Annotated in this window: 28 protein-coding genes; 8 read left to right on the top strand and 20 right to left on the bottom strand. The window is 60.0% G+C overall.

Annotation, left to right across the window (positions count from 1 at the left end):
* Positions 1-7 precede the first annotated feature (7 nt).
* Complete coding sequence (locus QRN33_RS22935) at positions 8-1,174, bottom strand: MFS transporter (protein WP_285410273.1); 1,167 nt, start codon at positions 1,172-1,174, stop codon at positions 8-10.
* Positions 1,175-1,269: 95 nt separating this feature from the next.
* Here QRN33_RS22935 and QRN33_RS22930 point away from each other — a divergent pair, with 95 nt between their 5' ends.
* A complete protein-coding gene (locus QRN33_RS22930; protein ID WP_285410272.1) occupies positions 1,270-2,163 on the top strand; it encodes a LysR family transcriptional regulator in 894 nt (297 codons plus the stop codon).
* A gap of 87 nt (positions 2,164-2,250) precedes the next feature.
* Positions 2,251-2,967: an SDR family oxidoreductase gene (locus QRN33_RS22925; RefSeq protein ID WP_285410271.1), complete on the top strand. Its 717-nt coding sequence runs from the start codon at positions 2,251-2,253 to the stop codon at positions 2,965-2,967.
* Here the strand turns inward: QRN33_RS22925 and QRN33_RS26780 are convergent.
* The 6 genes from QRN33_RS26780 to QRN33_RS22895 form a co-directional block, all read right to left on the bottom strand.
* Complete coding sequence (locus QRN33_RS26780) at positions 2,930-3,262, bottom strand: hypothetical protein (protein ID WP_502945020.1); 333 nt, start codon at positions 3,260-3,262, stop codon at positions 2,930-2,932. The two genes, QRN33_RS22925 and QRN33_RS26780, sit on opposite strands and share 38 nt — an antisense overlap.
* Positions 3,263-3,420: 158 nt before the next feature.
* Positions 3,421-4,362, bottom strand: coding sequence for an AraC family transcriptional regulator (locus QRN33_RS22915; protein WP_285410268.1), 942 nt, complete (start codon positions 4,360-4,362; stop codon positions 3,421-3,423).
* A 292-nt stretch (positions 4,363-4,654) separates the two neighbouring features.
* Positions 4,655-5,479 (bottom strand): oxidoreductase, encoded by an 825-nt coding sequence (locus QRN33_RS22910; protein ID WP_285410266.1) that lies wholly within the window; start codon positions 5,477-5,479, stop codon positions 4,655-4,657.
* A 197-nt stretch (positions 5,480-5,676) separates the two neighbouring features.
* Positions 5,677-5,886 carry a hypothetical protein gene (locus QRN33_RS22905; protein WP_285410265.1) on the bottom strand — a complete coding sequence of 70 codons (210 nt, stop codon included), beginning with the start codon at positions 5,884-5,886 and terminating at the stop codon, positions 5,677-5,679.
* Between the two features lie 207 nt (positions 5,887-6,093).
* The gene (locus QRN33_RS22900; RefSeq protein ID WP_252874380.1) at positions 6,094-6,534 is read right to left on the bottom strand and encodes a type II 3-dehydroquinate dehydratase; all 441 of its coding nucleotides are present in this window, start codon (positions 6,532-6,534) and stop codon (positions 6,094-6,096) included.
* On the bottom strand, positions 6,531-7,904 hold the full coding sequence (locus QRN33_RS22895) for an MFS transporter (RefSeq protein WP_285410263.1): 1,374 nt from the start codon (positions 7,902-7,904) through the stop codon (positions 6,531-6,533). Before QRN33_RS22895 ends, QRN33_RS22900 begins: the two co-directional genes overlap by 4 nt.
* Before the next feature lie 164 nt (positions 7,905-8,068).
* Here QRN33_RS22895 and QRN33_RS22890 point away from each other — a divergent pair, with 164 nt between their 5' ends.
* The gene (locus tag QRN33_RS22890; RefSeq protein ID WP_064361887.1) at positions 8,069-8,953 is read left to right on the top strand and encodes a LysR family transcriptional regulator; all 885 of its coding nucleotides are present in this window, start codon (positions 8,069-8,071) and stop codon (positions 8,951-8,953) included.
* 12 nt (positions 8,954-8,965) lie between these two features.
* Here the strand turns inward: QRN33_RS22890 and QRN33_RS22885 are convergent, their stop codons facing one another.
* The gene (locus tag QRN33_RS22885; RefSeq protein ID WP_064361886.1) at positions 8,966-9,880 is read right to left on the bottom strand and encodes a LysR family transcriptional regulator; all 915 of its coding nucleotides are present in this window, start codon (positions 9,878-9,880) and stop codon (positions 8,966-8,968) included.
* A 159-nt stretch (positions 9,881-10,039) separates the two neighbouring features.
* Between QRN33_RS22885 and QRN33_RS22880 the strand changes: the two genes are divergently transcribed.
* A complete protein-coding gene (locus QRN33_RS22880) occupies positions 10,040-11,050 on the top strand; it encodes a zinc-dependent alcohol dehydrogenase family protein (protein WP_064361885.1) in 1,011 nt (336 codons plus the stop codon).
* 66 nt (positions 11,051-11,116) lie between these two features.
* Here the strand turns inward: QRN33_RS22880 and QRN33_RS22875 are convergent, their stop codons facing one another.
* From QRN33_RS22875 to QRN33_RS22865, 3 genes are read right to left on the bottom strand one after another with little or no spacing between them, the layout of a single operon-like run.
* Positions 11,117-12,118 (bottom strand): NAD(P)H-quinone oxidoreductase, encoded by a 1,002-nt coding sequence (locus QRN33_RS22875; protein ID WP_285410261.1) that lies wholly within the window; start codon positions 12,116-12,118, stop codon positions 11,117-11,119.
* 1 nt (position 12,119) lies between these two features.
* Positions 12,120-12,452 carry a carboxymuconolactone decarboxylase family protein gene (locus tag QRN33_RS22870; protein WP_217850152.1) on the bottom strand — a complete coding sequence of 111 codons (333 nt, stop codon included), beginning with the start codon at positions 12,450-12,452 and terminating at the stop codon, positions 12,120-12,122.
* 10 nt (positions 12,453-12,462) lie between these two features.
* On the bottom strand, positions 12,463-13,899 hold the full coding sequence (locus tag QRN33_RS22865; RefSeq protein ID WP_285410260.1) for an NAD-dependent succinate-semialdehyde dehydrogenase: 1,437 nt from the start codon (positions 13,897-13,899) through the stop codon (positions 12,463-12,465).
* A gap of 215 nt (positions 13,900-14,114) precedes the next feature.
* Here QRN33_RS22865 and QRN33_RS22860 point away from each other — a divergent pair, with 215 nt between their 5' ends.
* On the top strand, positions 14,115-15,041 hold the full coding sequence (locus QRN33_RS22860; RefSeq protein ID WP_064361881.1) for a LysR family transcriptional regulator: 927 nt from the start codon (positions 14,115-14,117) through the stop codon (positions 15,039-15,041).
* Between the two features lie 69 nt (positions 15,042-15,110).
* Here the strand turns inward: QRN33_RS22860 and QRN33_RS22855 are convergent, their stop codons facing one another.
* The 3 genes from QRN33_RS22855 to tspO all read right to left on the bottom strand — a co-directional run bounded on the left by QRN33_RS22855 (position 15,111) and on the right by tspO (position 17,008).
* Positions 15,111-15,362 (bottom strand): DUF2790 domain-containing protein, encoded by a 252-nt coding sequence (locus QRN33_RS22855; RefSeq protein ID WP_042610225.1) that lies wholly within the window; start codon positions 15,360-15,362, stop codon positions 15,111-15,113.
* 222 nt (positions 15,363-15,584) lie between these two features.
* Complete coding sequence (locus QRN33_RS22850; RefSeq protein WP_285410259.1) at positions 15,585-16,568, bottom strand: alpha/beta hydrolase; 984 nt, start codon at positions 16,566-16,568, stop codon at positions 15,585-15,587.
* A complete protein-coding gene (tspO, locus tag QRN33_RS22845) occupies positions 16,565-17,008 on the bottom strand; it encodes a tryptophan-rich sensory protein TspO (protein ID WP_039758892.1) in 444 nt (147 codons plus the stop codon). Before tspO ends, QRN33_RS22850 begins: the two co-directional genes overlap by 4 nt.
* 133 nt (positions 17,009-17,141) lie before the next feature.
* Here tspO and QRN33_RS22840 point away from each other — a divergent pair, with 133 nt between their 5' ends.
* Positions 17,142-17,408, top strand: a complete 267-nt coding sequence (locus QRN33_RS22840) for a DUF6555 family protein (RefSeq protein ID WP_285410257.1) — start codon at positions 17,142-17,144, stop codon at positions 17,406-17,408.
* A gap of 42 nt (positions 17,409-17,450) precedes the next feature.
* Here QRN33_RS22840 and QRN33_RS22835 read toward each other — a convergent pair whose 3' ends face one another.
* Entirely contained in the window at positions 17,451-18,362 is a 912-nt protein-coding gene (locus QRN33_RS22835) for a magnesium transporter CorA family protein (protein ID WP_285410256.1), read from the bottom strand.
* Positions 18,363-18,365: 3 nt separating this feature from the next.
* The gene (locus QRN33_RS22830; RefSeq protein WP_042610229.1) at positions 18,366-19,946 is read right to left on the bottom strand and encodes a RimK family ATP-grasp domain-containing protein; all 1,581 of its coding nucleotides are present in this window, start codon (positions 19,944-19,946) and stop codon (positions 18,366-18,368) included.
* 94 nt (positions 19,947-20,040) lie between these two features.
* On the opposite strand from QRN33_RS22830, the gene QRN33_RS22825 reads away from it, so the two are divergent.
* The gene (locus tag QRN33_RS22825; RefSeq protein WP_285410243.1) at positions 20,041-21,135 is read left to right on the top strand and encodes a GNAT family N-acetyltransferase/peptidase C39 family protein; all 1,095 of its coding nucleotides are present in this window, start codon (positions 20,041-20,043) and stop codon (positions 21,133-21,135) included.
* A gap of 10 nt (positions 21,136-21,145) precedes the next feature.
* Here the strand turns inward: QRN33_RS22825 and QRN33_RS22820 are convergent, their stop codons facing one another.
* Complete coding sequence (locus QRN33_RS22820) at positions 21,146-22,717, bottom strand: sensor domain-containing diguanylate cyclase (protein WP_285410241.1); 1,572 nt, start codon at positions 22,715-22,717, stop codon at positions 21,146-21,148.
* A gap of 159 nt (positions 22,718-22,876) precedes the next feature.
* Between QRN33_RS22820 and QRN33_RS22815 the strand changes: the two genes are divergently transcribed.
* On the top strand, positions 22,877-23,308 hold the full coding sequence (locus QRN33_RS22815) for an HhH-GDP family DNA glycosylase (protein ID WP_285410239.1): 432 nt from the start codon (positions 22,877-22,879) through the stop codon (positions 23,306-23,308).
* A gap of 39 nt (positions 23,309-23,347) precedes the next feature.
* On the opposite strand, the gene QRN33_RS22810 is transcribed toward QRN33_RS22815, so the two are convergent.
* Genes QRN33_RS22810 through QRN33_RS22800 form a run of 3 tightly spaced genes read right to left on the bottom strand, consistent with a single transcriptional unit; the run spans position 23,348 to position 24,737 of the window.
* Positions 23,348-23,488: a hypothetical protein gene (locus tag QRN33_RS22810; RefSeq protein ID WP_156889229.1), complete on the bottom strand. Its 141-nt coding sequence runs from the start codon at positions 23,486-23,488 to the stop codon at positions 23,348-23,350.
* A 12-nt stretch (positions 23,489-23,500) separates the two neighbouring features.
* A complete protein-coding gene (locus tag QRN33_RS22805; RefSeq protein ID WP_123418456.1) occupies positions 23,501-23,803 on the bottom strand; it encodes a hypothetical protein in 303 nt (100 codons plus the stop codon).
* Positions 23,804-23,855: 52 nt separating this feature from the next.
* The gene (locus QRN33_RS22800; protein WP_042610233.1) at positions 23,856-24,737 is read right to left on the bottom strand and encodes a manganese catalase family protein; all 882 of its coding nucleotides are present in this window, start codon (positions 24,735-24,737) and stop codon (positions 23,856-23,858) included.
* Between the last annotated feature and the right edge of the window lie 212 nt (positions 24,738-24,949).

The raw sequence follows: 24,949 nt of genomic DNA, 5'->3' as shown, positions 1-24,949 counted from the left end.
GAATGGCTCACGCCAGCGCAGCGGCACTGGCTCTGGAGCGCCAGGCGAACGCCAGTACCATCAGCAGGCCCAGACCGGCCATCGCCGCGCCGGCGAGGGAAATCGCCGGGTAACCCAGGCCTGCGTTGATCACCGCGCCGCCCAGTGCTGCGCCGATGGCGTTGCCGAAGTTGAATGCACCGATGTTCACCGCCGAAGCCAGATTGGGCGCGTCCTTGGCCGCGTCCATCACGCGCATTTGCAGCGGTGGCACCAGGGCGAAGCTGGCGATGCCCCAGATCAGAATGGCCACGGCGGCCGGCAGTGGCAAGCGCATCAGCACAGTGAACGCCAGCAACACCACAATCAATGCGCTCAGCGACACGATCAGGGTGCGATCGATCGAACGGTCGGCAGCCTTGCCGCCCCACATATTGCCCAAGGTCAAACCGATTCCGAACAGCACCAGCATCGCCGTGATGAACGCGGCGGAGGCGTGGGTCTCGCTGCTGAGGATCGGCGCGATGTAGGTAAATACCGTGAACATCGCACTTGAACCGACCACGGTCAGGGCCAGTGCGGCCAACACCGGACCTCGGCCCAATACACGAATTTCCGCCAGCGCCCCCGCGCCTTGCTCTGCTTTCAGATTGGGCAGGGCGAACCACAAGGCGATCATGGTCAGCACACCGAGACCAGTGATGCCCCAGAACGCTGTGCGCCAGCCGAACAATTCGCCAAACCAAGCCGCCAGCGGCACACCGCCAATGGTCGCCAGGGTCAGGCCCATGAACATCGCAGCCACGGCGCCGGCACGTTTTTCCGGCGCGACCACGCTGGCGGCGACCACAGAGCCAACCCCAAAGAATGCGCCGTGATTGAGCGAAGTGATCACTCGGGCGACCATCAGGCTGTAGTAATCGGTGGCCAGCGCCGACATCAGATTACCCAGGGTGAAAATCGCCATCAGGCCAATCAGCAGATAGCGCCGGGGAATTTTGCCGGTGGTCAGGGTCATCAGCGGCGCGCCGAGCAGTACGCCCAAGGCATAAGCGCTGACCAGCAACCCCGCAGCCGGAATGGAAACGCCTAGATCGGCCGCGATGCCGGGCAACATGCCCATCGGCGCGAATTCGGTGACGCCGATGCCAAAGGCGCCGACGGCGAGTGCAACAAGGGGTGGATTGATACGCATGGAAAGTCTCCTCATCTATGCCGCCAATGCTACGATCCATCGTTTTCAGGCGGTAGATGGCGATTTTGGCAATCACCTTTGCGTAAGAGGCACGAATGGACTTCAACGGCAGATCAGGGGAAATGAGCGTGTTCGTCACCGTGGCGCAGGAGGGCAGCCTTTCAGCGGCCGCGCGCGCGTTGGGCCTAACGCCTTCGGCGGTCAGTCGGATCATCGCCCGCGCCGAACAGCGACTCGGAACTCGCCTGTTGCTGCGCACCACCCGCGCGCTGACTTTTACCGCCGAGGGTGAGGCGTTCCTGCGCGGTGCCCGGCGGATTCTGGCCGACATGGACGAAGTCGAAGAGGCCATCACCGATCAGGGCGTTCCCAAGGGCCGCTTGCGCGTCAGTGCCGCCCTTGTCCATGGACGGATGGCCATCGTGCCTTTGATCACAGCTTTCACCGCCCGCTACCCGAACATCGTTGTCGACCTCAGCCTCGGCGACGAAGTGGTCGACATCCTCGCCGGCCAGGCGGACGTCGCCATCCGCTTCGGCCGTCTGCCCGACAGCCCACTCACTGCCCGCCGGCTCGGCCACACCGGCCAGGTCGTGGTGGCATCGCCCGACTATCTGCAACGCCAGGGCACGCCTGTCGAACCGGAAGACCTGCTCAAGCACAACTGCCTGCGCTTCAACTTCCGCCGCGCCGAAGCCAACTGGCCGTTCATCCGCGACGGCAAGGAGTTTGCCCTGAAGGTCAGCGGCAACATCGAATGCAGCAGCGGTGAAGCACTCGCCCAGTTCGCCAGACTCGGCGCCGGCATTGCGCGCATTGGCGAGTTCAGCGTCAGGGAAGACTTGCAGCGCGGCACGCTGATCCCGCTGCTGCAGGCCTGGAACGCCGGTGATGAGGAACCGATTCATGCGGTGTTCGTCGGCGGCGCGGCGATGCCGGTACGGGTGCGGTTGTTTGTGGATTTCTTGTTGGAGCAGCATCGGATGTAGCCGGGGACTATAGCCGTCGTACCGCTGAGCAAGGGTGGAGTCGACTGTGCTATCAATAGGTTTCGAGTCGATGAGGAGAAGCTGATAATGAGCAACTGTCGAACCGCACTGATAACAGGTGCAACCAAAGGCATTGGTTTCGCGCTCAGTACCCAGTTGCACCAAGCGGGGTGGAACGTGGTCGGTATTGCCCGGCATCCGATTGATGATTTTCCCGGGAAGCTATTGCTCGCGGATTTAAGCGACGTCCAACAGACAGGCGAGATGCTCGGGACTCTCTTGGAGCAGACACCGATTGATGCCGTGGTCAATAACGCAGGCGTTGCGACTGCGCAAAGCCTCGAAACGCTCGATCTGGAAACGCTGCAAAAAGTCTTTGATTTGAATGTCAGAGCCTCCGTGCAAGTTACCCAGGCTTGCTTGCCGTCCCTAAAACGGTCTGCTGCTGGACGCATCGTCAATGTGTGTAGCCGTGCCATTTATGGCGCCCGCGACAGAACGGCTTACGCTGCTGCAAAAAGCGCTTTGGTCGGTATCACTCGTACATGGGCGCTTGAATTGGCGCCGACGGGCATCACCGTCAATGCCGTCGCGCCAGGCCCTATCGACACCGAGCTTTTTCGCAAAACCCGCCCGGTGGGAAGTGACGGCGAGCGGCAAATAATCTCTACCATTCCGATGCAAAGATTGGGAACGCCCGCCGAAGTTGCCTCGCTCATTACTTTCCTGCTGAGTGCACAAGCTTCGTTCGTGACTGGGCAGGTGATCAGTGTCGATGGTGGAGGAAGCCTCGGAGGCAAATAGCGGACAGGCATATTTTGCGAATTTGCTGCGATAAGTGCGCGGTACATGGAACTGACAAGCAAGGAGCCATTTGATGAGTATTCAAATACAAATCGCAACGGATGAGGATGCATTGGCTATCAGTGAAACGATCATCGATCCCAGCAGATTTAAGGGAGCGAAGAGTGCTGCGATGGGCGAATCGATTGCGACCGGAATGAATGCGCAGGCATGCGACAAACGATGCGTCCCCCTGGAAAATGTCGCCGCAGATGGTTATGGATTTGCGCATAGCGGTCAAAAATTGCTCGATCATTCCGCCCGTTTCGGAGAGTTCGAAACGCAATCCTCCGGGCAGGAATAGAAAAGCGGGCGGGCGAATGCCTGGGGTCCAAATGCGTTTTCAATCTCAGCTCTCAGATTCACTTTCTTCCCTTCAATGTGGATTTCTGTGTGTTCAAGACGCGGGTGAAGTCAATGCGAAGACACAAACGGCGACGCAGTCGCCGGTGCCGGCAGCGCATAGGCATGTTTCATCCACGCCACTTCCGCTAGCGGTGTGCGGCCGAAGAGGCGTTTGAAGTCACGGCTGAATTGCGAGGCACTTTCGTAACCGACCAGAAATGCCGATTTTGCCGCAGTCAGGTCATTGCGCAGCATCAGCAATCGCGCCTGGTGCAATCGCGTCGACTTCAGGTACTGCATCGGCGAGGAGTCGGTGACCTTGCGAAAGTGCAGATGAAAATTCGGCACGCTCATCTGCGCCTCTTCCGCCAAGGCTTCTACGTCCAGATGCTGGTGATAGCAACTGTGAATCTTGTGGATGGCACGGGTCACTTTGCCGAACTGGCCTTGCTGGGCGATGGCGGCGCGCAGGGTGCCGCCCTGTTCGCCGGTGAGGATGCGGTAGTAGAGCTCACGCAGCATCGCCGGGCCGAGGATTCGCGCGTCGGCATCGTTGCTCATCACTTGAAGAAAGCGCAGGGTCGATTGGCGTAGCGGTTCGTCGAGCGGCGAGGCGTACATGCCCATCGGCTGGGACGTGGGGAAATCCCACAGCTCATCCACTTGCTGGATCAGCTCGCCGGCCAGAGCGAAATCCAGACGCACGTACACCGCGAGCATCGGCTCGGCTTCGCTGGCGTCGGTTTCCATGGTGAAGGGTACCGGCACTGACACCACCAGATAATGCTGAGCGTCGTAGACGTAGACTTCATCGCCGAGATAACCGCGTTTACGCCCCTGACAGAGGATGATGATGCCCGGTTCGTACAACACCGGCGTGCGTGTCAGCGGACGGTTGGAACGCAGGAAACGCACATCGTCCAGCGGGCTGAGGTTGTAGCCTTCCAGCGGGGCGAGCTGGCTCATCAACTCGACCATGCGTGTTGTGAGCGGGTCTTTCGGTTTCGGCATGGGTTGTGGGTCTCCTCTTGTGAAAAGGCGCGTTTGAACCTGTCTGGCTAATTGGCGGGGTGTCAGACAGAGCCCTCACCCTAGCCCTCTCCCAGAGGGAGAGGGGACTGACCGTGGTGTTTGGTCGGGATATGCCGACCTGAAAAATCGCGCCGAATGCTGACCGCGCTGTTCTGGCGCAATAAGCCCTGCGGAAATCGTCGAGGCAGGCTCAGGATTTGAATCCACCCGTGATCGGCTCCCTCTCCCTCCGGGAGAGGGCTGGGGTGAGGGGCTCTTGATCTTCGTGCCTTCAGCCATCCGTCGAGCGGCTAAGGTCTTCCCATTGCTCAATACTCTCCGCCGTCTGCTGCAACTTGTCACGCACCAAGGCCAGAGCATCACTGCCAAGCAGCACGTGAGCCGGCGGGTTTGGACTGTCGATTACCGTCAGCATGGCGCGTGCAGCTTTCTGCGGATCGCCCAGTTGGCGGCCGTTTTTCTCCTCGCGGGCCTTGCGCACCGGATCGAAGCTTGCGTCGTAATCACTGATACTGCGCGGCGTGCGCTGCATCGAACGGCCTGCCCAGTCGGTGCGAAATGACCCCGGCGCTACGGCGGTGACAAAAATATTGAAGGGCGCAAGCTCCTTGCTCAAGGTGTCGGAGATGCCCTCCAGGGCAAATTTGCTGCCGCAATAATAGGCGATCCCCGGCATGGTGATATGGCCGCCCATGGAGGTGATATTGAGGATATGTCCCGCACGGCGCTGGCGAAAATATGGGACGAATGCCTTGGTCACCGCCACTGCGCCAAACACGTTGACGTCGAACTGCCGGCGCATTTCCTCCAGTGAGGACTCTTCGAAAATCCCCTCATGACCGTAACCTGCGTTATTGACCAGCACATCCACCGGGCCGTGACGATCCTCCACCGCCGCAACCACCGCATCGATGGCAGCGAAATCGGTGACGTCCAGCAGCACGCCATGTGCGCGCTCGGGCGACAGCGCCTCGAAGTCTGCCAGCGCGGATTCACTGCGTACTGTGCCGATCACGCGATGGCCCTGGGCGAGTGCTTCCGCGGCCAGCGCTTGGCCGAAGCCGCTGCTGACACCAGTGATGAAAAGGGTCTTCATGGATCTTTACTCCTGCAGGCGATGAGAGAGGCCATGCTAGGGCGGATATCGCTGGCGGACGATGCCGAATCGGATCGAAGTATTGCCTGTTCCTATCAATTTGGTTGCGATCAAGTGGTTCAGCGCTGGTCCCAAAAAGCGGAAAAGTCCTGCAGGTTTCAAACCCGCAGAACTTTTCCTGTTTCAGCTTCACGCGCTTAGGCTGCGCGACGACCCGGGGTGCGGTCCGATCCGTCAGCGGCGAGTGCCTCACCCAGTGGGGTGCGGTCTGAACCGTCGGCGGCAACAGTCTGCTGTGGCTCGATGACCTGGGTAAAGAAACGATCTTCCTGATTGCTCGGTACGGCGAATGCGCTGGCGCTGAGGGCGAAAGTGGCGACGGCGATCAGTTGGCTTACAGTTTTCATGGCGGTGACTCCGGTCAAATCGAGATTGAGGTCCGGGTCGTTCAGATCAGCATCTGGTTAACCCGTTTGCAGAGGTGTGTTCTGCATGGGTTCAGATTAGGGGGCAGGGTGGTGTTGGCGTTAGGCGGATCCTGTTGGCGATTTGCCTGATTCTGTTGCGCTGAAGGGGGGCTCGTCAGCGTTCACTGAACGAGCCCAGCGCGCTTTCTATCGACGCAACAAGTCATCGACCGCCCGTATCGCCAGCGCATAACCGTCGGCGCCCATGCCGCAGATCACGGCATTGACCACCCCGGACATGATCGAGTGGCGATGCAATTCATCCCGTGCGTGGATGTTCGACAGATGCAGTTCGATCAGCGGTGTGCTGAGCAACTTCAGCGCATCTAGAACCGGGATGGAATGAAACGACAGACCGGCCGGGTTGATGATCACTGCTGCGCCTTGTTCGAAAGCTTCCTGAATCCAGTCGACCATCACGCCTTCATGGTTGGTCTGGCGAAAGACGCAGAGCAGATCAAGTTCCTCGGCCAGTCGCTCACTGCTCAGACGAATCTGCTCGAGGGTGGTGTGCCCGTAAATATGCGGCTCACGGCGACCCAATAGATTCAGATTCGGGCCGTTGAGGATAAAGACTGTGCGGTTCATGGTCGTCCTGCAGCGTTATTTGGAGAGAGGGCGGGTGTGGCCGTTGTGTCGGCGTTGTCTGGCGTCACGGCGTTCAGGTCGATGCCGCGGGTTTCCGGGCCGATGAGGATCATCGCCAGCGAAATCAGATTGATCACCGCGCACAGCGTCACCAGAGGCCATGGCGAATTGTCGGACTGGCTCATCAGCCACACGGCAATCATTGGCATCGGGCCGCCGATCACCAGGTTGGCGCCGGTATAGGCGAGAGCTGAGCCTGAATAGCGCACCTGGGTGGGAAAGGCTTCGGCAAACGCCACTGGCTGGATGCCGCTTTGAAACTGGGTGAAACCGAGGAACAGACCCATGATTGCCATGATGGCGGCGACGTTCAGCGTGTTGAGAATCGGGAAGTAGACGAACAGGATCAGCAGGGTCATGCACGAGCCGAACGCCAGCGCTTTCTTGCGCCCCCAGCGATCAGACAGATAGCCACCGGCCAACGCCCCGACAATCGCGAACACGTTGGCGACCATCAGCGACATGAAGCCTGTCGACTGGCTGAAACCGAGGTGCTTGGTCAGGTAGCTGAGGGAAAAAATCACGATCAGGTAGAACAGCGCCGCGGGCGAGCAGAAGAACAGCATCAGACGCAGGATGGTCTTGTAGTGGCTGCCCATGGCCGATTTGAGCGGGCTTCTTTCCTGTTTGACCGGGTTCTTCTTCAACGCGACGAAGGCCGGGGTTTCATCGACCTTCAGGCGGATATAGATCGCGACGATCACCAGCACGAAGCTCAGCAGGAAAGGAATCCTCCAGCCGAAACTTTCAAACTGTTCGCTTGAGAGGGTGGCAGCCAGACCCATCAGCACGCCGTTGGCCAATATTTGACTCAGCGGTGAACACAACCCCAGCAGCCCGGAATAGCGCCCGCGACGATCGGGCGTGGCATGTTCCAGCGCCATCAGTTGCGCCCCGGTGGATTCACCACCAAGCGCAAAGCCCTGGATGCTGCGCAGCAGCACCAACAGAATCGGCGCGAGAATCCCCACTTGCGCATAGGTGGGCAACAGCCCCATCAGCACCGACGCCAATCCCATCAGGGTGACCGTGGCGAGCATCAGGTTGCGCCGGCCCAGTTTGTCGCCGAGGTAGCCACAGGTAATCGCGCCCAGCGGTCGGGCGGCGAGTCCGACGCCGAATGTGGCAAGCGATGCCAGCAGCCCGGCTGTCGGCTCCATGGCCGGGAAAAACAACTTGGGCAGGATGGTTGCCGACACCGCGCCGTACAGGGTGAAGTCAAACCATTCCAGCGCAGTGCCGATGGTCGCAGCGGTCACCGCTTTGCGAGGCATGCGCAAATCATGAGTCTCGTGACTGATTGTGCTCATTGAGGGGCTCGTCATTATTTTTATTGGTTACGGGGTCCCCGTACGATTGCGCTCAGCGCCGGCCTGGGCAGATCGTCGAAGTCAGTAGACAGTAGCCCATTCGCTCTAGAGAATAATTATCGAAATCACGATAAATAGATAAGCCAGCCTTATGGATCATTGAAATGGAATTGCGTCATCTCAAGGCCTTCGTGGTCGCCGCCGAGCTTCAGCATTTCAGCCGGGCAGCCGAACAACTGGACATCGCGCAACCGGCGCTGAGCCAATTGATGCGTACGCTGGAAGCTGAATTGGGGCTGGCATTGTTCCGCCGGGAAAACCGTAGCGTGGTGTTGACGGCCGCCGGCGAGGCATTCCTGCCACACGCGCGGCAGTCCATAGAGGCCAGTGAACGGGCGACGGCTGCCGCGCGACGTGCACGGCGCGGTGAGGTAGGCGAAATCAACATCGGTTATCACTCGGCTTTGTTCGAGGCCAACCTGCCGCAATTGCTGCGGCATTACTTCAGCACATTCCCTGAAGTCAAAGTGTCGCTGGTGGATGCCGGGATCCGCGCGCAGTTCGACATGTTGCTTGATCACAAGCTCGATCTGGCATTTGCCCGCGTGTTCAAGGATCACTTGCCGGATCGTCTGCGCACCCATCATTTCAGCCAGTCACGGCTGGTCTTGTTGATCCCTGATAATCATGAACTGGCGGACAGCTTCAGCGGTGAGCTGGCGACACTGCGCCACGAGAAGTTCGTGCTGTTGCAGGACAGCGCCGGCATCGGCCTGACCTCGCATACACTGCAGGCATGCCGGCAGAATCAGCTGCATCCCGAGAACATCATGTACGTGCCGTCACTGATGAGCATCCCGGGCCTGGTGGCGGCGGGCATCGGCTTGAGTATCGTGCCTGAGGCAGTCACCCGGTTGAGCATGCCGGGTATTCGGATCATCCCGCTGAATCAGGCGGAAATGGTCAGTGAGCTGTCGCTGATTTCACGCATCGATGAGCGCTCCAGTGCAGTGCTGCATTTTATCGAAGAGGCGCAAGGCTGGGAGTGAGGAGGGGCGACTTCAGTCCTGCACCCATGCTGCGTGCAACTGCACAAACCGCACCTGCAACCATTCGATGAACACTTGCACCTGCGCCGGCAGATGCGTGCGGCTCGGATACAGCAGCGAAACCGGTCGAGGCAGCGGACGCAGCGGTTGCAGAATTTCCACCAGCGCACCACTGGCCAAATGCTCGGCCACCGCAATACCCGGCGCCTGAATAATGCCGAAGCCCGATACGCCGCACTGCACATAGGCGTTCGACTCGGTGACGGTAATACCCTTGCGGCTGACGTAGGTTTTCTGTTTGCCCTCAACTGAAAACTGCCAGGGCAAGGTGCGGTTGTTCTGGCCCGACAAAAAATTCACGCCTTGATGGTTCGCCAGGTCTGCAAGCGTCTGCGGTGTGCCGTGCTCGCGCAAATACTCGGGCGCAGCGCAGGTGACCATGGTCGCGAGAGCGATGGGGCGGGCGATCAGGGTTGAGTCGGGCAGCTCGCCGATGCGCAGCGCACAGTCGATGCCTTCACCGACCAGATCAACCGCGCGATCAGTGACGCCCAGCACCATGTTAATGCCGGGGTAGGTGTCGGTGAATTCGCGCAGGCTTTTGATGAATTCCAGCTGCGCGAACGCCGTGGGAATGTCGATGCGCAGGCGGCCGGACAGCGTGGCTCCGGTGCGATCGAACATGGTGGTGGCGGCGGTGATCTCGGCCAGAATTTCCTGGACCCGCTGATAGAAAAGCTCACCCTCGGCAGTGAGTGCCACTTTCCTTGTCGTGCGTTGGAACAGGCGCACGCCCAGCGACGTTTCCAGTTCCTGAATATAGCGAGTGACCTGCGGCCGGCCGATGTCCAGCGACTCGGCGGCTTTGGTGAAACTGCCCAGCTCCGCGAGTCGGGCGAACAGGCGCATCGATTGCAGTAATTCCATGACTTTCCCGGTGAGCTTCAGTGTCTGGCTTTGTTGCCTGAGAATGGAACAATCCTGTCTGTTTCCAAGCATTTATTGCGCTGCTGTGAAAGCCAATCATAAGCCCAAGGCAAACCTGCTGAGGGTTTGCGGCCAATAACGTGTATTTGGAGGCTCACCATGAAAGCGTGGTTACTGAAAGATTTCGGGCTCGACAATCTGCAACTGGGCGAGACGCAAACGCCGCAGCCCAAGGCTGGCGAGCTGCTGGTCAAGGTCGGCGCGGTATCGCTGAATTTCCGCGACAAGGCCATCGTTGACGGCATCTACGAGCCGCACCTGGTGCCGAAACCGCTGATTCCGGTCAGCGATGCCGCCGGTACCGTGGTCGCCATCGGTGACGGTGTGACTCGTTTCAAGGTCGGCGACCGGGTCAATTCGCATCTGTACTCGCGCTGGCTGGACGGCGAGCCGGGGCCGAACGAGCCGGATTACTGCTTCGGTTCGCCGCTGCCGGGCGGTTTGGCCGAGTACATGATCATCCACCAGGACAGCGCCGTTGGCGCGCCGGCCAATATGAGCGATGAAGAGGCGGCGACGCTGCCAATCGCTGCGCTCACCGCGTGGTACTCGCTGGTGGATTTCGGCGCGATTCAACCGGGCCAGACCGTGTTGGTGCAGGGCACCGGCGGCGTATCGATCTTCGCCGTGCAGATCGCCACCGCGCTGGGCGCCAAAGTCATCGCAACCTCAAGCAGCGATGACAATCTGCACGCGGTAAAACGGCTGGGCGCGGTCGCCGGCATCAACTACCGCAGCACGCCGAACTGGGCGGACGAGGTGCTGAAACTTACCGAGGGCAAGGGTGTGGATCTGCTGCTCGATGTGGCGGGAGGCAACGGCATTAATCAATCAGTCGCGGCGACCAAGGCCTCGGGGCGGATTGCGCAGATTGGCTTTCTGACAGGGCAGACCGTCGAGTTGAACCTGATGCCGCTGATCTTTCGCCAGACCACTATTCGCGGCATTGCGGTGGCACCGCGTTCATCGTTCGACCGGATGAACGTGTTCCTCGCCGAGCACGACATTCGCCCGGTGATCGACCATGTGTATCCGTTTGAACAGGCGCGTGAGGCCTATGAGCATCTGGCGAAAGGGGCGTTTGGCAAAGTTGTGATCAAGGTGAGCTGATCAGCGCAAACGTCAGACAAACCAAGGCCAGTCAGCTCAACTGACTGGCCTTTTCTTACGTCTGTCTTAGCGCAAATCCTCCGGCTGCATCGTCAGAATAATCTTCCCGACATTCTGCGAAGATTCCATCCGCCGATGGGCATCGGCTGCGCGGGACAGCGGGAAGGTGCTGTCCACCACCGGTTCCAGGCTCGCAGCACCGGCGAAGCGCTTCAGCCAGTGGTCGCGAAAGCGCTGGATCATCGCGTGCTTCTCCGGCTGAGTGCGTGACTTCATCACCGTGCCGATGATTTGCAGGTGCCGGTAGAGGATGTGCTCCAACTCCATGTCGACCCTGCCGCCGCCGCCAAGAATGCCTACCTGCACCAGGCGACCGCCGTGGGCCAGCGAGGCGATATTGCGCGCGAAGTAGGGGGCGCCGATGAAGTCGATGATCACGTCGACGCCGCGTCCGTTGGTTTTGTCGGCGATGACTGCGGCGAAATCCTCGCTCTTGTAGTCGATGGCCACGTCGGCGCCCAGATGTTCGACACGCGCCAGCTTGCTGCCTTCGGTGGTCGCGTACACCGTGGCGCCTGTAGCGTAGGCCAGTTGCACGGCAGCGGAACCGACGCCACCGGCGGCGGCATGGATCAGCACCGAGTCACCTGACTTGAGTCGGGCCAGGTGCAGCATCGCTTCGTGGGCAGTGACGAACACTTCGGGAATCGCCGCTGCGTGCACATAGTCGAGCTGCGCTGGAATCGGCATGGCCATCCGGTAGTCGATGCGCGCCAGTTCGGCGTAGGCGCCGCCGCCGACCACGCCCATCACCCTGTCGCCGACGGCGAATCCGCTGACCTCGCTGCCGGTCTCCAGCACTTCCCCGGCAATCTCCAGGCCGATGATCAACGAGTCGCCGAAGTTCGCATGGCCGTAGCCGCCGGTTCGGTGAGTCAGGTCGGCACGGTTCACGCCGGCCGCATAGACACGCACCAGCAGGTCGGTCGGGCGTACTTCAGGGTTGGGCGCTTCGCCGAGTTGCAGCACTTCTGCCGAACCGAATTCTTTCAGCTTGATGGCTTTCATCTCAGCGTTGCTCCGTGTCGGCAAGCGTGGCATTGGCGATGGCCGAGGCGGTGATGGCGCCCGGGAAACCGACGTAAAAGGCCAGGTGCGTGATCGCCGCCGACAACTCTTCATGGCTCACGCCATTGCCGACGGCACGGCGCAGGTGCGCGGGTAATTCTTCGCAGTGGCCGCCGGCAATCAGCGCGGCGACAGTGATCAGGCTGCGCTCGCGGGGTGACAAGGCGGGGTCGCTCCAGATCTGCGGGTACAGCGTTGAGTCCACGAATTGCGCCAGTTTCGGGGTGAAGGCGCGGGCGGCTTCGCGTGGGCTGCTGAAATCGATAGTCGACATGGAAATCCCCTTAAACCTGGCTGATGAATTTGTTGGTGAGATAGTGCTCGATGCCTTCGATGCCGCCTTCAGAACCGTGGCCGCTTTCCTTCATGCCGCCGAACGGCAACTCAGTGGCGACGATGCGGTACTGGTTGATGCCGATCATTCCGGCTTCCAGGCCATCGGCCACGTCGATCGCGGTGCGCGCATTGGACGTGAACGCGTAGGCCGAGAGGCCGTAGGGCAGGCGGTTGGCTTCTTGCAAACCGTCGCTCAGTTCGTCGAAAGGCATCAGTATCGCGATGGGGCCAAAGGGTTCTTCGTGCATGACTCGCGCATTCATCGGCACATCGGCCAATACGGTGGGCTGGAAGAAGAAGCCTGCGCCCGGCAACGCTTCGCCACCGGCGAGCACCCGCGCGCCTTTCTCGACGGCGTCGGCGATCAGTTGCTCCATCTTCGCCAGTTGCCGTGGGTTGGCCAGCGGCCCGACCTGGGTTTGCGGATCCGTGCCATCGCCGATTTTCAACGCCTGGGTGGCCGCGACGAAGTGCTCGACAAACTCGGCATAGGCCTCGCGCTGGATCAGGAAGCGAGTCGAGGAAATGCACACCTGACCGGTGCCGCGAAAGCGATTGGCGACGCCTTCCACAGCAGCTTTTTCGATGTCGGCGTCGGCAAACACCAGAACCGGGCCGTGGCCACCCAGTTCCAGGGTGATCGGCTTGACGCCTTCGGCAGCGCGGGCCGACAACAGCCGACCGATTGGCACCGAACCGGTGAACGTCACTTTGCGAATGATCGGTGAGGCAATCAGATGGCTTGAAACTTGATCCGGCACGCCGAACACCACTTGCAGCACGCCTTTGGGCAGGCCGGCATCGTCCAGCGCCCGGGCCAGGGCCAGTGCGGTGGAAGGGCTTTCCTCGCCGGGCTTGAGCACCACACTGCAACCGGCGGCCAGCGCTGCCGAGAGCTTGCGCGCCGGGGTGATGGCCGGGAAATTCCACGGTGTGAACGCTGCGACCGGGCCAATCGCCTGGCGTTTGACCAGTTGCAGTACCCCCGGTCGATTGGCCGGCACGACACGGCCGTCGATGCGTCGTGCGCTTTCGGCGAACCACTCGAAATATTCCGCCGCGCGGGTTACTTCATCGAGGCTTTCACGCAGTGGCTTGCCTTCTTCCAGCGTCATTTGCGCAGCGATGTGCGGTGCGCGTTCGAGGATCAGGTCGGCGGCGCGCTTGAGGATTTTTGCGCGCTGGTCCGGCACGGTCTGGCGCCATTGGTCGAAGCTCAGTCGGGCCACTTCGAGGGCGTGATCCAGGTCGTCTGCAGTAGCGAGTGGCACCTGGCCGATTTCCTCACCGGTTGCCGGATTGACTACAGCAGCGGTCGCGCGGTCATGGGCGGTGAGCCATTGACCGCCGATGAAAAGATAGAGCGGATCGTAAGGAGTGTTCATGGATGTCGCCTTCATGGTTTGAGGATTGAATTCGGCGGCGCCTTATACGCAATGGTTCAGGCGGCCCGTGGAATCCAGTCTATGGAAGGCGTGCCGTTTGATTTAGCCGGCCACGAGGGAATCATTGTTGTCCCAGAAGGTAATATCGAGCGCAGGAGCGAGCGTGTAGCATCCGACGTTATCCGCAGTGCTTGCAGGTCTACAGGACGATCAGGATGGACAAACTTTCAAACATGTCGGTGTACATCAAGGTAGTCGAGATGGGCAGTTTCACTGCCGTGGCCAACCATCTCGACTCCACCGTTGGTAACGTATCGCGTGCGGTTTCGGCGTTGGAAAACGTGCTCGACACCCGCCTGTTGCAGCGCTCCACACGGCGTCTCTCGGTGACCGACGCGGGCCGGCGGTTTTATGAGCGCTGCGTGAAGATTCTCGCTGACCTGGAAAGCGCCGAAGCCGAGGCGAGCAATGCCGCCTTGCAGCCACGAGGGACGTTACGCGTGCACTGCGTGCCCGGACTGGCCCGGCAACTGGTGACCGGCGCGGTGCTGGAATATCGCCAGGCCTTCCCAGAAGTGACCGTCGACCTGATGCTCTCCCAGCGCATGCCCAATCTGCTCGAGGATCAGTTGGATGTGTCGATCCTGATCGCGCGCACGCTACCGGATTCGGCGTATGTCAGCCAAAAGATCGGCGTCAGTCACTGCGTACTGGTGGCCTCCCCGGAATACCTGGCGCGGCACGGCGCACCCGAGACGCCGGAACAGCTTTGCGATCATCAATGCCTGCTGCTCGGTACCGTGGATTACGTACGCGATGAATGGCAGCTCAAAAGCAAGGCGGGCGACGCGACGTTCATCCCGACCGGGCCGAGTTTCAGCGTGAATGATATGGATGCAATGGCCGTGGCCATTCGCGAAGGGGCGGGGATTGGTCTGTTGGCAGGCTTCACGGCGATCGACGATTTGCGTGCCGGCAGGCTGGTCCGGGTACTGCCTGATTACCACACCTATGAGCGCAATGTTTATGCCGTCTACACGTCTCGCCAGTTTGTCGATGCGAAGATCACGCGATTCATCGATACGTTGAAAACCCGGGTTGGCGCGCAGCTGGCGAGCACTGCTGAGGAACTTGTCGATTGAAGCGGTAAAAGCATTTGCGTCTCAGCGAAGCCACTCTGAGACGCAATGGGGTGCGAGGTATTGGCTTGATCAGCCGTTGCTGCAGCCGCTGCCCATGACCTCGTATTGCAGGATGTGCTGCTTGCCTTGGGAATCCTGATAGGTCATGTGCACCGGCACTACGGCGCAGACATCCGGCACGGGATCTTCCGAGATGATTTTGGCGACGTCGAGGTGAGTGGCGTAGGTGTATTGCTCGACGGGAGGCGTGGTAGTCGATTCCTGAGCCATGACCACCGAGCTGAAGCCAAAAAGTGCGAGAACGAGCATTGAGATTTTCATGGGGATATTCCTTTGCTGGAGTTGAGTGTGCTGCTGGAACAAACTCTATGCGGCGGCTGGCGGGGGAAACAGGCGCGGATCTGGTAAAGACTGTTTACGGTTTGAAGCACAATCGGGGATGGGGTGAACGATCGCGCAGGGCTCAGCGCAAACAAAAAAAGGCGCCGTTGAGGGCGCCTTTTGTTTGTCTCGGTTTTTTACGGCTCGCCAGGCAATTGGCAGCTACGAAAGCGCCGGGCTGATCTCGGCGGATTTCACTGAGTAGCTTGCCACTCGCGCCGAAATCCACTCCCGACTGTAAGCCAGCACATGTTCAGCAGTGGCCGTCGGAAAGTGAATAAACCCATGCGGACACTCCGGCAGCACATGCATTTCCACCGGCGCCGCGTGTCGCCAGCGCTCGGCGATGAGCCGCGTGTCATCCAGTAGCGGATCGAGCTCACCGGCAAACAGCAATGCTGGCGGCAGTCCGCTGAAATCGCCATACAGCGGCGACAGCGGTGGCTGGCGTCGTTGTTCGTCGCTGATATCCGGCGTAAGCAGGCGTAACGCTTCGACCATCCCGGGGCCGTCGAGCACCAGAGTATCGGCGGGTGCGGTGCGCACGCTGGGCGTGCCGGTCAGGTCGTAGACGCCGTAATACAGCAGCGCGCCGCAGATCCGTTGCAGCAGTTGCGGCGAAGATTCAAGGGCGAGCAGGGTGGCCGCCGCCAGATGCCCACCGGCCGATTCGCCGACGACTACTACGGGCAATCCGGCGAATTCAGCATCGTTCAAGATACCGCGCGTGGCGCGCAGACAGTCTTCCAGCAATCCCTCGATTGGCGTCGACACCGCCAGCCGATAATCCACCGACACCACCGCCACGTCGCAGGTGTTGACGATAGCGAGGTTGAACGGGTCGTTCATCTGCGCATTGCCGATCACCCAGCCGCCACCGTGGAAATCCACGACAACACCTTTGGCTTTGCCCTTGGGGCGAATGATGCGTACCGGCACCGTGTCGATGATCTTCCGGTCGGCGGTCAGCCCATGCTGGCGCAGCTTGCCAGCGCCGCCGATCTGACCCGCCCGCAACAACGCCTGAATCAGCCGTGGGGTGACTCGATTGCGCACCTTGAAGCGCGGCAGCCAGGCGAGCTTTTTGTTGAACGCGCGCACCTGCGCCAGCTCGCGCTCGCCTTGCGGCCAGGGAAAATCGCTCACAGGCGATTTTTCATCAGGATCGAGCAGTTCAGCGCCAGTGCAACGCACAGCCACGCCAGGTACGGGAACAGAATCAGCCCGGTGACCACGTCCAGTTGCAGGGCGAGCACGACCATCACCGCGACGACAACCCACAGCACCGCCAGAATCACCAGCGCCGCCAGCACTTGATGCGCGCCGAAGAACACCGGCGTCCACAGCGTATTCAGAGCGATTTGCGCGGCCCACAAGGCCAGCACCGTTTGGCTGCCGGGGATCAGGCTCAGGCGATAACCGGCCCAGGCCAGCAGCAGGTAAATGATTGTCCAGGCCACGGGAAAGGCCCAGTTGGGCGGGGTGAAAGAGGGTTTGGTCAGCGATTCATACCACGGGCCCGGTTTGAACATCACGCCAGTGGTTGCCGCCGCCGCGCAGGCCAAGAGGAAGATGAAAAAGGTCATTGCCAGTCCTTAGCTGTGATCAGCTGTTATGGAGAGTTAAGAAGAGGACGCTCCGCTGCGCAAAAAGTTTGTTTGCAAACGCAAAATGGCAGTCAGGTTGAACTAAAAGCTGACCGTCGCGTCAGGATAAACAGTGCCTTTTCCCACCGACGCGGACGACAACATGTACACCTATCACATCGAATACCGTTTCAACGGCGAGCCTCGTACTTATCTGCTCGAACTGAAGGACGCGCAACTGATCGAGCACGACGCGGCGATGCATCTGCTGCAACTACATCTGGGCGATGCCGAAAACAGCCTGGTCATGCCCACGGCGGATTCGACGCCAGGGCAGGTTCTCGAGCAGGCCGAGCGGGTAGGGATTACGGATATCCGGGTGGTCAGCCGGACTAATTGACCTTCAACTGCGGCGCAGGCGGCGGCAGGACCTGACCCGGATTCACGCCATGCGCCGCAGTGCAAGCACCATCCCCGCGCCCACGAGACCCATGCAAGCGATCAGCACCGGGAAAGACATCCACCATGGAACGCCGGACGTCATCATGCTGAACTCCGACATGCCGCCGATGCCGGCAATCAGGTTCAACGGAAGGAACACGACGTTGATCAGCGTCAGCTTGCGCAGCGCCCGGTTCATGCTGTTGTTGGCGAGATTGCCATGCGACTCGATCAGGTTGGCGAAGACCTTGGCGTGAATTCTGGCCTGCTGGAAGCTTTGTTCGTTTTCCACGATCAGGTCGTTCAGCGATTCCAGTTGACCGTCACTGAAGCCTTGGCGTTGGCCGTGGTTGCGCAGCAGCGTCAGCACCGCGCCGTTACTTTGAATCGCATTCACGTAGTACACGAGGCTTTCGCTCAGGTTGTACATCTGCGCCAGTTGCTGATTGTCCATCGCACGGGTGAACTGCTGTTGAATCTCCCGGGCGATCTGTTTGACCACGCGCAGATGCCCGAGGTAGTGATGAACGCTTTCAGCGAGCAACGCCATCAGCACATCTAGTGGCCCGGTCATTTGCGCATCTTGCTCAAGGCTGGAGAGCAGCGAGTTGCTCGCACAAATAACCACCAGGCGCTTTTCGCTCAGCACCACTCCGAATGACGAGACGTTGAATGCTCGCCCGTCGAAGCTTTCCGGGCGCTTCCAGATCAGGAACAGGTGATCCGGTTTGATTTCGATTCGGGCCACCTCGTCCGGATCCAGTGACGACTCCAGCACTTGAGCGCCAATGCCCAGACGTGTTTGCAACGTCGATTGCTCGACGGCGTTCGGGGCGACGGCCAGCCAGACAGTCGCCTCGTCTTCGGTGCCCTGGCGCAGTGCACCGCAATCAATGCAATAGCGTTCAATCATCGCTCACCACGCCTGGCCACGGTGTTTGAGCTCGAGCCTCTGCGTGAACGCTTGCAGCACGCGCCGATACAGCTCGTCGCCCAGCACCGCGTCTTCGATGCCGGCGTCGAGGTTGGGGTTGTCGTTCACCTCGATGACCAGAACCCGATCGCCCGCCTGCTTGAGGTCGACGCCGTAGAGGCCATCGCCGATCAGCCCTGCCGTCTGTACCGCGAGTTGCACGACGTCGGGCGGTGCTTGCTCGACGGGCACCGCCTCGCACATGCCGTTGATCTCGCCGGGCAGGGCCTTGTGGTTGTAAATCTGCCAGTGCCCCTTGGACATGAAGTACCTGCAGGCATACAGCGCCTCGCCATTGAGCACGCCGACGCGCCAATCGTATTCGGTGTAGCAGTACTCTTGGGCGAGCAGCAGCACCGAGTGCTCGAATAATTCCTGCGCAGCCGTGGCCAGCGCTTGCGCATCGGTGACCTTGATAACCCCCCGTGAAAAACAGCCATCGGGGATTTTCAGTACCAAGGGAAAACCCAGGCGACGCCCGACGTTTTCAAGTTCCTGCGGACGATCCTTGTAGAGTATTTCTGTTACGGGCATGCCCAGACCTCGGCGCTTCAACAGGTCGGCCAGATAAACCTTGTTGGTGCAGCGCAGGATGGACGACGGATCGTCAATCACCACGAGGCCTTCGCTTTCCGCCTTCTTGGCAAACCGATAGGTGTGATCATCCACTCGCGTGGTTTCGCGGATGAACAGCGCATCGAATTCGGCGAGCCGCGCATAGTCCTTTTTCTCGATCAGCTCGACATCGATGCCCAGCTGTTCGCCCGCTGCGATGAAACGCTGCAATGCCTCGGGGTTCGAGGGCGGTAGGGCTTCGTCAGGATCATGCAGGATGGCCAGGTCGTATCGGGCCACACGTTTGGAGGCTGGCTGACGCCACGTCCTGCGATTGAAAGCATCCAGTGCATCAGCGAAAACGTGCTGCTGTTCGTCGCGAAGCCTGTGCAGCGCCCCGGCTTTGATGCCCGCAATCTGCCAGGTCTCACCACGGCGAAACTCCACCAGCAGGATAGGGCAGGGGAACGCCTCGAACAGCTGACGGCCGATCTCTTGCAGCGGCTCGATCGAGGCCTTGCCGAAGTACAGCGACAGCGTGAAAGCCTCGGTTTCGCCGTATGGATGGTTGGCCAGCGCCCGCTCCAGGGTGCGTTCCAGATCGTTCAGCCCGACCCCGTAAAGCGCTTTGCGCGCCAGCTCGCTGACGGTGCGAACCGAGGGGAACACCTTGTGCCCGCGCGCCTCGGCCAGCAATGAGCAGTAATAGCCCTGGCCGAGATATTTGTAGTTGCGGCAGAGGTTGATGACTTGGGTGCGATGAGGAAAATCGTCGCTGTGTTCAAGGTAGTCCTGAGCGAGCATCAGGCTCTCGCTGGGCAAGTAATCAGCCCAGTCATCCTTGCGTTCGACAAGGATGAGCAATCGACTCCCCGAGGGCTTGATACTGGGAGGTTCCTCGCTGAGGGAGATTGTCGAATGCTCGGTTTTGTCTAATACTTCGTTCACGTTGGCTTGCACCGCTGACATGAGTAATGAATCCCTGTTGAAGAAGACGCCGCTTCAATAAATCACGGGCCACTGGGCCTGTCCCGGTTCGTTACTCAAACTTTACGGTGCGGTCATGTCTTTTGATTTTCGCTTTGCGTCGATGGACGATATCGACGATCTGCTCGAACTGGAGCGGGCGTGTTTTGCCCTCGACAGATTGAATCAGCGCAACTTCAGCTGGATGCTCAGTCGTGCCAACGCGGCGCTGATTGTCGCTACATCGGACGCAAGACTTGCCGGTTATGCCTTGGTGCTTTTTCACCGCGGCACTTCGCTGGGGCGCTTGTATTCCATTGCCGTCAGCCCTGTGTGGCGCGGACATGCGCTTGGCCAGCGTCTGCTGGAGGAAGCCCAGGCCTGCGCATTGGCGCGCAATTGCGCATGGCTGCGGCTGGAGGTGCGCGCGGACAACAGCGCTGCCATCCGCCTCTACGAAGCCAACGGCTATCAGCGCTTTGCCAGCGTCGAGGACTATTACGAAGACCACTGCGAGGCGTTGCGCTACGAGAAGCGCATCCTGTGCGAAGCGCCCGCACCCGCCCGCCAAGTACCGTACTACCAGCAGACCACCGAATTCACCTGCGGCGCGGCGTGCCTGCTGATGGCGATGTCCGCCATCGATCCGACCCGTGCCATGACCCGAGCGGAGGAAATCCAGCTATGGCGCGAGGCAACCACCATTTTCATGACCGCGGGCCACGGTGGCTGCAGCCCTCAGGGCCTCGCATTGGCCGCCTGGCGGCGCGGTTTCGATGTGCGCCTGGAGGTCAGCCACCAGGGCTCGCTTTTTCTTCACGGCGTACGCAGCACAGAGAAAAAGTCGATCATGAAACTGGTCGAGGATGGTTTTGCCCAAGATCTGGCTGCCACGCAAGTGCAGCAGGTGCTGGCATCCAGTCTGGATGTCGGTGCGGCGTTGGCGGCCGGCTACAAACCGCTGGTGCTGATCAGCAGCTACCGATTCACCCGCTTGAAAGCGCCGCATTGGGTGATCATCACCGCGTGTGACCAGGACTTCGTCTATTTGCATGATCCGGATGTCGATCACAGCAAACTCAAGCGCGGCCTGGACTGCCAGCACTTGCCGGTCAGTCACCAGGAATTTCTGCGCATGACGGTGTTTGGCGTACAGCGGGTTCGCGCAGCGGTGATGCTGCGCTTCCGTTGAGGCGCGGTGGCTAGGCGCCGAGCCCTTCATCGCCGATACAGTAGCGATCCCTGCCTTTTTGCTTCGCTGCATAAAGCAGCTTGTCAGCCGACTCGATAAGAGTGGCGGGGGTCACTTCATGTTCGGCCGGTTTGCCAACCGCAATACCTGCACTGGCAGTGACGTGACCCTGCGGATGGGCTCTGTGCTCCAGCCGCAAGGAGCGAATAGCCTCAAGTATGTCCTGAGCCACAAGCGCCGCCCCGCGAATATCCGTGTTGGGCAGCAACACGGAGAATTCCTCGCCGCCATAACGCACGGCCAGATCACCGGGTCGTTTTACCGCTTGCGCAATCGCTTGGCCGACAGCGCTGAGGCAATCGTCACCCGCAGCATGGCCGTAGGTGTCGTTGTAGAGTTTGAAGTGATCAACGTCGAGCATGATCAATGAAATCGACGACCCCTGACGTCTGGCCAGGCGAATCTCGTCGGCTAGCGCGGTGTCCAGGCGGCGGCGGTTGGCCAGCCCGGTCAGGCTGTCGGTCAACGCCATGTCCTTCATGGCCTGGTGGGCCTTGCGCAGGTCCTTTTCCATCACCATGCGTTGGCGCAATTGCCTCAAGACAATCAGCCCGAAGACCGTGAACGCCGTGATTACCGACATCAACACGAATCCGGTTTTGATCAGGTCCCAGCGCCACGGCGCAATGATCGATTCGCGGGAAAGTCCGGTTTCAACCACCAACGGGTACGTGGTCAAGGCGCGGTAACCGTACAAACGCTGGGTGCCGTCGACGATGGCTCGGACCTCGGCGATACCTTGGTTGGAATAGGGCAGGTAGTTCTTGAAAACCTCACTGTCGGCCAGGCTCTGACCGATCACCGAGGCGATGAAGGGGCGGCGTACGAGGATGGTGCCGTTGCGCAACGCCAAGACCAGCGCACCTTTGTCGTCGATCTTGAAATCCCCGTAATAGTCGACGAAGTAACTGACCTTGATCGTCCCCAGCAGCACGCCGGCGAAGGAGCCGTCCGGGTTATTCAAGCGACGCGAAATCGGGATGATCAGGTCATCGGTGGATTTGCTTTTGACGACATCGCCGATGCGCACGTTTCGATCGGTGTGGGTGCGGTGATACTGGAAGTAATCGCGGTCGGCGTTGTTCGCCGGGTCCGGGATGATTTCCTTGTCGGTGACGATCCAGTGCCCGTCCGGGCCGTAAATGAACAGGCCGTGCAGCTGCGGCATCAGCTTGGCCTGCTGGACCAGCAACTTGTGGATGCGCGGCACGTCAATGTTCTGCAAGCCATCGCCTTCGACGCGCTCGCCCAGCGCGGCGGTCAATACGTCGACCTGGCGAATGGCGTCCTCGGCATGCTGTGCTGTCGCCCGAGCGAGGTTGGTGACCGAATCCCGGGCGGACGAAAACGCGGAGTGGTAGTCACGCCACGTCCGCCATCCTTCCACTCCCAGAAACGCCAGAATCACCGTCAGCATGAAGATCACGGTCAGGCGGAAAGCGGCTATCTCGCTGGCAGCTTTGATGGGAGCGGTTTCTGCGGCGTCATGCCCTTTGCTGTCGGGAAGTTTACGACCGAGCATTTGAAGGTCCTTATGCTTGTCATCTCTCATCTCCGAAAGATGACCATCCGTTTCCACTGGGGATTCAATTTATTGCCTTGGGCAAGCGGCGGCCATTGGATCGTTCAAAGCGGTGCCGGGTCAACATCTGTAACTGAAGCGCGATTTAAGGTGAGACTTGTGAGTGAAATCATCACCGCCGGTGACTTGAACATCGATCTGCACACCGCCAGCGAACCTGGCCTGTTCAAATGGCTGCTTGCCAGTTTTCTGATGGGCAAAAGGATACAGGGCGCCATCGCCGCCAAGGCGTACCAAGTCATAGTAGAGCAGCATCAGAAAGACACCCCGCAAAAGCTCGCGCAGTGTACGCATCGGCAACTGGTGTCGATGTTGGGGCAGGCGCGTTACGTGCGCTACGACGAGAGCACGGCGGCGCGCTTACTCGCGTTGGCCAACAAGCTCAACACCGAATATGCCGGCAAGGTCAGTAACATGGTGGCAGCGAGCGCGGATCGTAAGGCGCTGGAGAAGCGCCTGTCCGAGTTCGAGGGGATAGGGCCGAAGACTGTCGAAATCTTCATGAGGGAAGCGGCTGCGGTGCTGTATTGAGCTTACGGTTTGCCGATGCACAAGGCCGCTACACACCGCTCACATCGCAACAAACCTTCCCGCCAGTTCGCTCACTATGATCAGCGTTCCGCCGGCAAATATTGCACAACCCAGCAGAAACTGGACTCCAGGAGCGACGGTCAGGCCTGAGGTGACGCTCGGATTTTTATGCGTTCTCATGTCGCGCTCCTGTCACCGATGAAAACGTTCGGCCATGTCCACTGAGCGGCTTCGCTGTGCGGATGCGCGTTTGGCAACCATGGGCATCATGGATGGGGTGTCATCGACTGGTGGCTGCTCGTCCGATGGCTGGACGGTAGTCTCGTCGGCGAAATTATTCGGGAGCAGGGTGCCCAGACCGAAAACATTCACCGCCATGCTGACTTTCAGCCCGCGACAGGCCTGTCGGCAGTCCAGTTCGAAACCCGCGGAGGCCTGCTCCATCAAGCGTTGAAAATGTTCAGAGGTCAGTGCCAGAACTTTGCTGCTTTTCATGTTGTTCTCCTTGAGCAAGTGGCGACCCCGGGACGGGGCCGCCGGACTGGGTTCAGACATCTCTGCCTTGGACATAACCGGAACCCAGATCAGCACCGGTCACCGGTTCGCTGAGTGGGTCAGAGGCTGTGCGGGTCTTCATCGCTTCCAGCACTTGTTCGTCTTCAGCAGGAAGGTTGACGGTCGCCAGACCATCGCCGCCGTCGACCGCCGGCTCTGGGTTTTCCACGTACTCCCACGCACCGCCCTCGTTCCACGGGCCACGAACGTTGGGTTCGCCAGACATGTTGAAGTACTTGTTGGTGAACTCCGGCATGCCCGGCAGTTTGCCCTGGGGGAAGTTTGGCTGGATCGAATGCAGGGCTTTTTCGAACGACTGTTGATGGGCAATTTCCCGCGTCATCAAGAAGCCAAGCGCCTCTTTCACGCCAGGATCGTCGGTGATGTTGATCAAGCGTTCGTAGAGAATTTTCGCCCGCGCTTCGGCAGCGATGTTGGAACGGAAGTCGGCGGTCGGCTCGGTGATCGAATCCACATACGCCGCTGTCCACGGCACACCGGCCGAATTGACCAGAGGCGCGCCTGCGCCATAGAGCAGGCTGGTGATGTGCGAGTCATTGCCGGCGCCATTCAGAGCGCGGTACAGCTCGCCTTCTTCCTGAACACCCTCTGCGAGTTGGCCTTTGGCACCTTTGTTGAGCATTACGATGATCGAACCGACCACCTCCAGGTGGCTCAACTCCTCGGTGGCAATGTCCAGCAGGAGATCTTTGCGCCCCGGATCTTCCTCGGCCAAGGCTTGAGTGAAGTAGCGCGCTGCCGCGGCCAGTTCGCCATTGGCGCCCCCGAATTGTTCCAAAAGCAGATTGGCCAGACCCGGATTTGGCTCGGCCACTCGAACGGTGTACTGAAGTCGCTTGTTATGTATGAACATTCAAATTTTCCTCAGACCAGGCTATCGCGCAGTCACCCTTGTGGGTGTGAGCGCATGCATAGTTGTGAGGAGCGGGTGGGGCGGAAATTTCGTTTATTGCGAGGCTGCAGGACGGACGGCAGAGGGCGGAAAGTTCCGGAAACAGGACGGTTGGCTCAGGGTCAGGTTTCACCCGTGACATCTAGAATCAAAAGCCCCTCACCCCAGCCCTC

Origin of the sequence: Pseudomonas sp. FR229a, from assembly GCF_030209115.1 — a bacterium.
Classification (GTDB): domain Bacteria; phylum Pseudomonadota; class Gammaproteobacteria; order Pseudomonadales; family Pseudomonadaceae; genus Aquipseudomonas; species Aquipseudomonas moraviensis_A.
This window is presented reverse-complemented; position numbering and strand designations above follow the sequence as displayed.

What these genes read in the sequence shown, in the direction of transcription:
- QRN33_RS22935 (WP_285410273.1), bottom strand. Translation starts at nt 1,174, where the DNA reads ATGCGTATCAATCCACCCCTTGTTGCACTCGCCGTCGGCGCCTTTGGC.
- QRN33_RS22930 (WP_285410272.1), top strand. Translation starts at nt 1,270, where the DNA reads ATGGACTTCAACGGCAGATCAGGGGAAATGAGCGTGTTCGTCACCGTG.
- QRN33_RS22925 (WP_285410271.1), top strand. Translation starts at nt 2,251, where the DNA reads ATGAGCAACTGTCGAACCGCACTGATAACAGGTGCAACCAAAGGCATT.
- QRN33_RS26780 (WP_502945020.1), bottom strand. Translation starts at nt 3,262, where the DNA reads ATGATCGAGCAATTTTTGACCGCTATGCGCAAATCCATAACCATCTGC.
- QRN33_RS22915 (WP_285410268.1), bottom strand. Translation starts at nt 4,362, where the DNA reads ATGCCGAAACCGAAAGACCCGCTCACAACACGCATGGTCGAGTTGATG.
- QRN33_RS22910 (WP_285410266.1), bottom strand. Translation starts at nt 5,479, where the DNA reads ATGAAGACCCTTTTCATCACTGGTGTCAGCAGCGGCTTCGGCCAAGCG.
- QRN33_RS22905 (WP_285410265.1), bottom strand. Translation starts at nt 5,886, where the DNA reads ATGAAAACTGTAAGCCAACTGATCGCCGTCGCCACTTTCGCCCTCAGC.
- QRN33_RS22900 (WP_252874380.1), bottom strand. Translation starts at nt 6,534, where the DNA reads ATGAACCGCACAGTCTTTATCCTCAACGGCCCGAATCTGAATCTATTG.
- QRN33_RS22895 (WP_285410263.1), bottom strand. Translation starts at nt 7,904, where the DNA reads ATGAGCACAATCAGTCACGAGACTCATGATTTGCGCATGCCTCGCAAA.
- QRN33_RS22890 (WP_064361887.1), top strand. Translation starts at nt 8,069, where the DNA reads ATGGAATTGCGTCATCTCAAGGCCTTCGTGGTCGCCGCCGAGCTTCAG.
- QRN33_RS22885 (WP_064361886.1), bottom strand. Translation starts at nt 9,880, where the DNA reads ATGGAATTACTGCAATCGATGCGCCTGTTCGCCCGACTCGCGGAGCTG.
- QRN33_RS22880 (WP_064361885.1), top strand. Translation starts at nt 10,040, where the DNA reads ATGAAAGCGTGGTTACTGAAAGATTTCGGGCTCGACAATCTGCAACTG.
- QRN33_RS22875 (WP_285410261.1), bottom strand. Translation starts at nt 12,118, where the DNA reads ATGAAAGCCATCAAGCTGAAAGAATTCGGTTCGGCAGAAGTGCTGCAA.
- QRN33_RS22870 (WP_217850152.1), bottom strand. Translation starts at nt 12,452, where the DNA reads ATGTCGACTATCGATTTCAGCAGCCCACGCGAAGCCGCCCGCGCCTTC.
- QRN33_RS22865 (WP_285410260.1), bottom strand. Translation starts at nt 13,899, where the DNA reads ATGAACACTCCTTACGATCCGCTCTATCTTTTCATCGGCGGTCAATGG.
- QRN33_RS22860 (WP_064361881.1), top strand. Translation starts at nt 14,115, where the DNA reads ATGGACAAACTTTCAAACATGTCGGTGTACATCAAGGTAGTCGAGATG.
- QRN33_RS22855 (WP_042610225.1), bottom strand. Translation starts at nt 15,362, where the DNA reads ATGAAAATCTCAATGCTCGTTCTCGCACTTTTTGGCTTCAGCTCGGTG.
- tspO (WP_039758892.1), bottom strand. Translation starts at nt 17,008, where the DNA reads ATGACCTTTTTCATCTTCCTCTTGGCCTGCGCGGCGGCGGCAACCACT.
- QRN33_RS22835 (WP_285410256.1), bottom strand. Translation starts at nt 18,362, where the DNA reads ATGATTGAACGCTATTGCATTGATTGCGGTGCACTGCGCCAGGGCACC.
- QRN33_RS22830 (WP_042610229.1), bottom strand. Translation starts at nt 19,946, where the DNA reads ATGTCAGCGGTGCAAGCCAACGTGAACGAAGTATTAGACAAAACCGAG.
- QRN33_RS22825 (WP_285410243.1), top strand. Translation starts at nt 20,041, where the DNA reads ATGTCTTTTGATTTTCGCTTTGCGTCGATGGACGATATCGACGATCTG.
- QRN33_RS22820 (WP_285410241.1), bottom strand. Translation starts at nt 22,717, where the DNA reads ATGCTCGGTCGTAAACTTCCCGACAGCAAAGGGCATGACGCCGCAGAA.
- QRN33_RS22810 (WP_156889229.1), bottom strand. Translation starts at nt 23,488, where the DNA reads ATGAGAACGCATAAAAATCCGAGCGTCACCTCAGGCCTGACCGTCGCT.
- QRN33_RS22805 (WP_123418456.1), bottom strand. Translation starts at nt 23,803, where the DNA reads ATGAAAAGCAGCAAAGTTCTGGCACTGACCTCTGAACATTTTCAACGC.
- QRN33_RS22800 (WP_042610233.1), bottom strand. Translation starts at nt 24,737, where the DNA reads ATGTTCATACATAACAAGCGACTTCAGTACACCGTTCGAGTGGCCGAG.